5 protein-coding genes and 1 pseudogene are annotated in these 6,477 nt (G+C 73.3%); 3 read left to right on the top strand and 3 right to left on the bottom strand.

What is annotated here, in order from left to right:
- Positions 1–314: pseudogene (locus ABD308_RS06375) on the top strand (hypothetical protein); the annotation flags it as partial.
- Between the two features lie 33 nt (positions 315–347).
- On the opposite strand, the gene ABD308_RS06370 reads toward ABD308_RS06375, so the two are convergent.
- From ABD308_RS06370 to ABD308_RS06360, 3 genes are all read right to left on the bottom strand, one after another.
- On the bottom strand, positions 348–830 hold the full coding sequence (locus ABD308_RS06370; protein ID WP_344328471.1) for an ATP-binding protein: 483 nt from the start codon (positions 828–830) through the stop codon (positions 348–350).
- Between the two features lie 128 nt (positions 831–958).
- A complete protein-coding gene (locus ABD308_RS06365; protein ID WP_344328460.1) occupies positions 959–1,354 on the bottom strand; it encodes an STAS domain-containing protein in 396 nt (131 codons plus the stop codon).
- A 116-nt stretch (positions 1,355–1,470) separates the two neighbouring features.
- Positions 1,471–2,343, bottom strand: coding sequence for a SigB/SigF/SigG family RNA polymerase sigma factor (locus ABD308_RS06360; protein ID WP_344328450.1), 873 nt, complete (start codon positions 2,341–2,343; stop codon positions 1,471–1,473).
- A gap of 261 nt (positions 2,344–2,604) precedes the next feature.
- Between ABD308_RS06360 and ABD308_RS06355 the strand changes: the two genes are divergently transcribed.
- Together ABD308_RS06355 and ABD308_RS06350 are read left to right on the top strand one after the other, a co-directional pair.
- Positions 2,605–6,045 (top strand): HAMP domain-containing protein, encoded by a 3,441-nt coding sequence (locus ABD308_RS06355; protein WP_344328442.1) that lies wholly within the window; start codon positions 2,605–2,607, stop codon positions 6,043–6,045.
- A gap of 48 nt (positions 6,046–6,093) precedes the next feature.
- On the top strand, positions 6,094–6,477 hold a 384-nt coding region (locus ABD308_RS06350), incomplete at its 3' end, for an ANTAR domain-containing protein (RefSeq protein ID WP_344328433.1).

Below are 6,477 nucleotides of genomic sequence, written 5' to 3'. Positions count from 1 at the left end.
CGGTCGCCGAGCTGTGCGAGAGCCCGGACGTGCCGCCCGCCGACCTGCACCGCGTCCCCGGGCCCGACGGGATGGACGTCGAGGCCTGGCGCACCGTGGTCGCCGAGGGGCTGGACGTGCAGAAGCGGCTGCGCGGCGGCTACCGCGAGCTGGGGCTGCTGGCCCTGCGGGTGGCGCCGGGCTACGTCTCCGACCACGACGCCGAGGCGGTCCTGCACCTGCTCGGCGAGGAGATCGGCAGCACCTACGACGAGCTGCTGGCCTGCCGCCGCTACGCGCTGACCGGCGACGCCCGCGCCGTCGAGGGGCTGTGAGGTCGGTCGCCGCCGTCGAGGGGGGCTGTGAGGTCAGTCGGCGGGCAGCAGGCGCGCGGTGTCGACCTCGGCCCAGATGGTCTTGCCCTGGGCGTGCGGCTCGGCGCCCCAGCGGTCGGCGGTCCGCTCCACGATGAACAGGCCGTGGCCGCCGGGCAGCGCCGGGTTGTGCGGGCGGCGCGGGGTGGGCATGACCGGGCTGCGGTCGCTGACCTCGACCCGCAGCCGGGCCGCGGTGACGTCCAGCACCATCTCCAGCGGCCCGCCCCCGTGCAGCATCGCGTTGGCGACCAGCTCCGCCGCCAGCAGCACGACGTCCTCGGCGACCTCGTCCCGGGCGCCGGGAGCGACGGCGCCCGGGTACCAGTCCGCGAGCGCCTGGGTGGTGAAGGTCCTGGCGCGGGCGACCGGCTTGGGGAGCCCGGCCAGGGGCAGCCGCCGGCGCTGGCCGCCCGGGGGTGCCACGGGTCCGGCCGACTGGGGTTCTCCGTCCAGGGTTCCCCGGCTCAACGTCATAGGAGGGCACCCTTTCGGATCGACGGCGTTTTCCGCATGGTCGGTTTCCCGGCGGTCCCGGAATTATGCCTGCCGCGGGGCCGGACGGCACCGAACCGGCGCGTGTCCGGTCCGGTGCGCGTCCCGGCTCATCCCGCGAGGGCCTCGTCGACCGACTCGTGGATGGCGAACACCGTCCGCGCCCCGGTCAGGTCGAGGACCCGCATGACCGTGGCCGGGACGGCGGCGAGTCGCAGGTCGAGGCCCGTCCGCTCCGCCACCAGGCGGGTGCGCAGCAGGACGTTCAGGCCGGAGGAGTCGCAGAAGCCCACTCCCCGCAGGTCGATCACCACGGCCGTGGGCCGTTGGGCGACCAGCGCGGCGAGGGCGTCGGCGGCCGGCGCCAGCGTCTCCACGTCGAGGTCGCCGGCCAGGGCGCAGACCACCGCGCCGTCGGGTCCTGAGCGGGTTTCCACCACCAGCTCCGGACGGGGCTGGGAGGCCGCGAGCACAGTCTCTCCCCGGTCGTTGTCGGATGGCATCATCGTCGTTCCCCTCCGTGTCCGTGCCTTCCGACCATACGGAGGTCACGCCCGCCGGCCAAGTGAGGGAGGGAGGATCGGGGCCGTCGCGTCCCCCGGAGCCGCACCACGCGCCGCGGTCAGGCGGCTTCCATCCCCTGCCGCAGTCGTCGCAGGGTGCGGCTCAGGAGGCGCGAGACGTGCATCTGCGACAGGCCGAGGCGGGCCCCGATCTGGGACTGCGTCATGTCCTCGCAGAAACGCATGGAGAGGATCAGCCGCTCGCGTTCCGGCAGGGCGGCCACCAGGGGCTTGAGCGCGACCAGGTCCTCCACGAGGTCGAGCTCCCGGTCGTCCTCACCGAGGTGGTCGGCCAGCGGGCCGGGGCCTTCGCCGTCCTCGGCGCCGCCGTCCAGGGAGCCCGCGGTGTGGCCGTTGGCGGCGGTCAGGCCCTCGACGACCTCCTCCTCGCCGATCCCGAGGTCCTCGGCCAGCTCGGCCACGGTCGGGGCCCGGTCCAGGCGCTGCGCGAGCCGTTCCTGCGCCCTGGCCAGCGTGATGCGCAGCTCCTGGAGACGGCGCGGGACGTGGACGGCCCAGGTGGTGTCGCGGAAGTGCCGCCGTATCTCGCCGAGCACGGTCGGCAGGGCGAAGGTGGTGAACTCCACGCCGAGTTCGGGGTCGAAGCGGTCGATCGCCTTGATCAGGCCCAGTGCGCCGACCTGGAGGAGGTCGTCCTTGGGCTCGCGGTGCGAGTCGAAGCGGCGGATCGCGAACCGTACCAGGGAGAGGTTCATCTCGACCAGCGTGGAGCGGACGTAGGAGTACTCCCGGGTCCCCTCCTCCAGCGTCGCCAGACGACGCAGCAGCACCTTGGTGAGTTCGCGGGCGTCCGCGGGGGCGACCTCGCGTGGGTCCTCCACGGCCGCCAGTTCGGGCGGCAGCAGGTCGCGCAGCGCCGTCGTGGTCGACGCAGCGGCGGAAACGAGCAGTTCACCGGTGGGGGCCACCATGGGAGTCCTTCCGTCGTGTCGGCACGGTCCTGCGCCCGCTACCCCGGATGCGCGAAAGGATGCAGTCGCCGTCTGTGAAGGTTTCGCGGAGGCTGCCGGACGGCACCGGTGCGGCGGGACCCTTGAAAGGTTGCCTCAGGCACCAACCGTTTTTCAACCGCCGTAAGGGGTGGGGTAGCCTCCCTGGCGGTACACACGGCGCCCGAGGAGCGGTTCGCAGACTCGCTTCCCGCGGCACCCCGGATCGGAGGCGAGCATTCGATGGCCGGCCCCACCACGTTCCACGGCCCGCAGCGCGACCAGCACGGAGCGCCCGACACCGCGCGCGTGGGCGAACCCGAACTGCGGCTGCTCCTCGCCGGGTTGACGGCGGTTCGGGACGGCGACTTCGGCACCGAACTGCCGGACGACGCGGACGGGCTGCTCGGCGAGATCGCCACCGTGTTCAACGGCATGGTCGACCAGCTGTCCCGGTTCACCTCCGAGGTGACCCGGGTGGCCCGGGAGGTCGGCACCGAGGGCCGGCTCGGCGGCCAGGCCCAGGTGCCGGGCGTCTCGGGCTCCTGGGCGGACCTCACCGACTCGGTCAACGCGATGGCCGGCAACCTCACCACCCAGGTGCGCGACATCGCCCAGGTGGCCACCGCGGTCGCCAAGGGCGACCTGTCGCAGAAGATCACCGTGGACGCCCGCGGCGAGATCCTGGAGCTGAAGAACACCGTCAACACCATGGTGGACCAGCTGTCCGCGTTCGCCGGCGAGGTGACCCGGGTGGCCCGCGAGGTGGGCACCGAGGGCATCCTCGGCGGCCAGGCCGACGTGAAGGGCGTCTCCGGGACCTGGCGCGACCTGACCGACTCGGTGAACTTCATGGCCGGCAACCTCACCGGCCAGGTCCGGGCGATCGCCCAGGTGGCCACCGCGGTCGCCGGCGGCGACCTGTCGCAGAAGATCACCGTCAACGCGCGCGGCGAGATCCTGGAGCTGAAGGAGACCATCAACACGATGGTCGACCAGCTCAGTTCCTTCGCCGACGAGGTGACCCGGGTCGCCCGCGAGGTCGGCTCCGAGGGCCGGCTCGGCGGCCAGGCCCAGGTGGAGGGCGTCTCCGGCACCTGGAAGCGGCTCACCGAGAACGTCAACCGGCTGGCCGGCAACCTCACCCGGCAGGTCCGCGCGATCGCCGAGGTGACCAGCGCCGTCGCGGCCGGCGACCTGACCCGCTCGATCACCGTGGACGCCTCCGGCGAGGTCGCCGACCTCAAGGACAACGTCAACTTCATGGTGCAGTCGCTGCGCGAGACCACCCGGGCCAACGAGGAACAGGACTGGCTGAAGACCAACCTGGCCCGCTTCTCGGCGCTGATGCAGGGCCGGCGCGACCTCGTGGTGGTCGCCGAGTCCGTGATGGACGAACTCGCCCCGCTGGTCTCCGCGCAGTGCGGCGCCTTCTACCTCGCCGAGGAGGGCCCCGAGGGCACCGTGTTGCAGCTCGTCGGCTCCTACGCGTTCCCCGACGGCGAGCGCCCCACCCGTTTCCGGCTGGGCGAGTCCTTCGTCGGCCAGGCGGCGCGCGGCCGGCGGACCATCACCGTCGACGCGTTGCCGCCCGACTACCTGGCCGCCTCCTCCGGCCTGGGCCGCACCGGCTCGCTGTCCCTGGTGGTGCTGCCGATCGTGGTCGAGGAGCAGGTCCTCGGTGTCATAGAGCTGGCCTCCGTGCAGCCGTTCACCCAGGTCCACCGGGACTTCCTGGAGCAGCTGATGGAGACCATCGGCGTCAACGTCAACACCATCATCGCCAACGCCCGGACGGACGAGCTGCTCGGCGAGTCCCAGCGGCTGACCGCCGAACTCCAGGCCCGGTCCCAGGAGTTGCAGGCGCGCCAGGAGGAGCTCCAGGCCTCCAACGCGGAGCTGGAGGAGAAGGCGGAGCTGCTCGCCGCGCAGAACCGCGACATCGAGGCCAAGAACCTGCAGATCGAGCAGGCCCGCCAGGAGTTGGAGGACCGCGCCCACCAGGTCTCACTGGCCTCCACCTACAAGTCGGAGTTCCTGGCCAACATGAGCCACGAGCTGCGCACCCCGCTCAACAGCCTGCTGATCCTGGCCCAGTTGCTCGCCCAGAACCCCACCCGGAACCTGACCGCCAAGCAGGTCGAGTACGCGGGCATCATCCACTCGGCGGGCTCCGACCTGCTCCAGCTCATCAACGACATCCTCGACCTCTCCAAGGTCGAGGCCGGCAAGATGGACGTCAACGTCGAGGCGGTGCCGCTGCGCGCGCTGCTCGACTACGTCGAGGCCACCTTCCGCCCGATGACCGGCCAGAAGAACCTGGCCTTCGCGGTCCGGACGGTCGACGGCGTCCCAGCCGAACTCGCCACCGACGACTACCGGTTGCGCCAGGTGCTGCGCAACCTGCTGTCCAACGCGGTCAAGTTCACCGAACAGGGCCGGATCGAGCTGCGCATCGAGCCGGCCGCCGAGGCCGAACTCCCCGACGGCGTACGGCGCGACGGCGGCCCGGTGCTCGCCTTCCGGGTGAGCGACACCGGCATCGGCATCGCGCCCCAGCACCTGGAGACCGTCTTCGGTGCCTTCCAGCAGGCCGACGGCACCACCAGCCGCAAGTACGGCGGCACCGGACTCGGCCTGTCGATCAGCCGCGAGATCGCCTACCTGCTCGGCGGCGCGATCACCGTCGAGAGCACCCTCGGCCGGGGCAGCACCTTCACCCTCTACCTCCCCGCCACCCGGCCCGACGCGGCCGGCGGCCCCGACGGCGCGCCGCGCCGCGTGCCCAGCCGCGCCCCGCAGCCGTCCGGGGAGGCGGACCACCACCCCGCCGAGACGCCGCGCCGCCTGCTCGTGGTGGAGGGCCGGCCCAACGGCCTGCTGTCCCTGGTGGCGGAGAACGCCGTGGCCGACCTCGCCCGCTACGCCGGAACGCGGCGCCAGGTGGAGATCGTCACCGCCGTCGGCGCCCAGGAGGCCGCCACCGCGCTGGCCACCGACCCGTGCCACTGCGTCGTGCTGGAACTCGACCTGCCCGACGGCGCCGCGACGCGGTTCCTGGACGAGCTGGAGCGCGACCCGGCGCTGCACGCCGTCCCGGTCCTCGCGCACCACAACCGGGGTGTCGGCGCGCCGGACGAGCACGCCGTGCGCCGGGCGGGCGGCCGGCCGCTGGAGTTCCTGTCCAGCCTGGACGAGCTGCGCGAACGCGTCGCCCTGCACATGAGCGCCGACCGCCCCGGGGCCGTGCTGCCGCTGGTGCGCGACACCGAACGGGACGCCCCCTGGAGCCCGCAGGCCGATCCGACGCTGGCCGGGCGCACCGCGCTGGTGGTGGACGACGACGACCGCAACCTCTACGCGCTCACCAGCATCCTGGAGCTGCACGGCCTGCGGGTGCTCCAGGCCGAGAACGGCCGCGCGGCGCTGGAGGCGCTGGCCGCCCACCCCGGGATCGACGTCATCCTGATGGACGTGATGATGCCGGAGATGGACGGGTACACGGCCACCGCGGCGATCCGCGCGATGCCCGAGCACGAGGGGCTTCCGATCATCGCCGTGACCGCCAAGGCGATGATCGGCGACCGGGAGAAGAGCCTGGCCTCGGGCGCCAGCGACTACATCACCAAGCCGGTCGAGGCGGCCGAGGTGATCGGCCGCATCCGGCACCACCTGACCAGGTAGCCGCCCGCCCGGCGCCGCCACCGGCCCCGACCCCCAGGAGTCAGCACCGTGCAGCACCCGCAGGATCCCCCGGCCACGGACCGCCCCGCGCCGTCCGGCGGGGACGCGACGGCGGTCGGCCGGCTGGCCGGCACCGTGGAGCGGCTGCGGCTGGAACTGGAGCGCGCCCAGGCCCACTCGGCGGGCCGGGCGGTGGTGGAGATGGGCGTCGGCGTGCTGGTCGAGCGGCTGCGCTGCGGGCCCACCGAGGCGGCCGGGCAGCTGGAGAACCTCGCCGAGCAGGCCGGGGTGTCGACCCTGGCGCTCGCCGCCGACCTGGTCAATCAGGCCGCCGCGGACCAGATCTCGGCGCTCGCCCGGGCGTTCGTCGAGGGCGCGGCCGTCCCCCCGGACCAGCCCGGCGAGCCGGACCGGGCGGGCCGGGCCCCCGGG

It is taken from the genome of Kitasatospora putterlickiae (assembly GCF_039527695.1).
GTDB lineage: Bacteria > Actinomycetota > Actinomycetes > Streptomycetales > Streptomycetaceae > Kitasatospora > Kitasatospora putterlickiae.
Note: the sequence above shows the minus strand (reverse complement) of the source record. Positions and strands in the feature narration are given on the sequence as shown.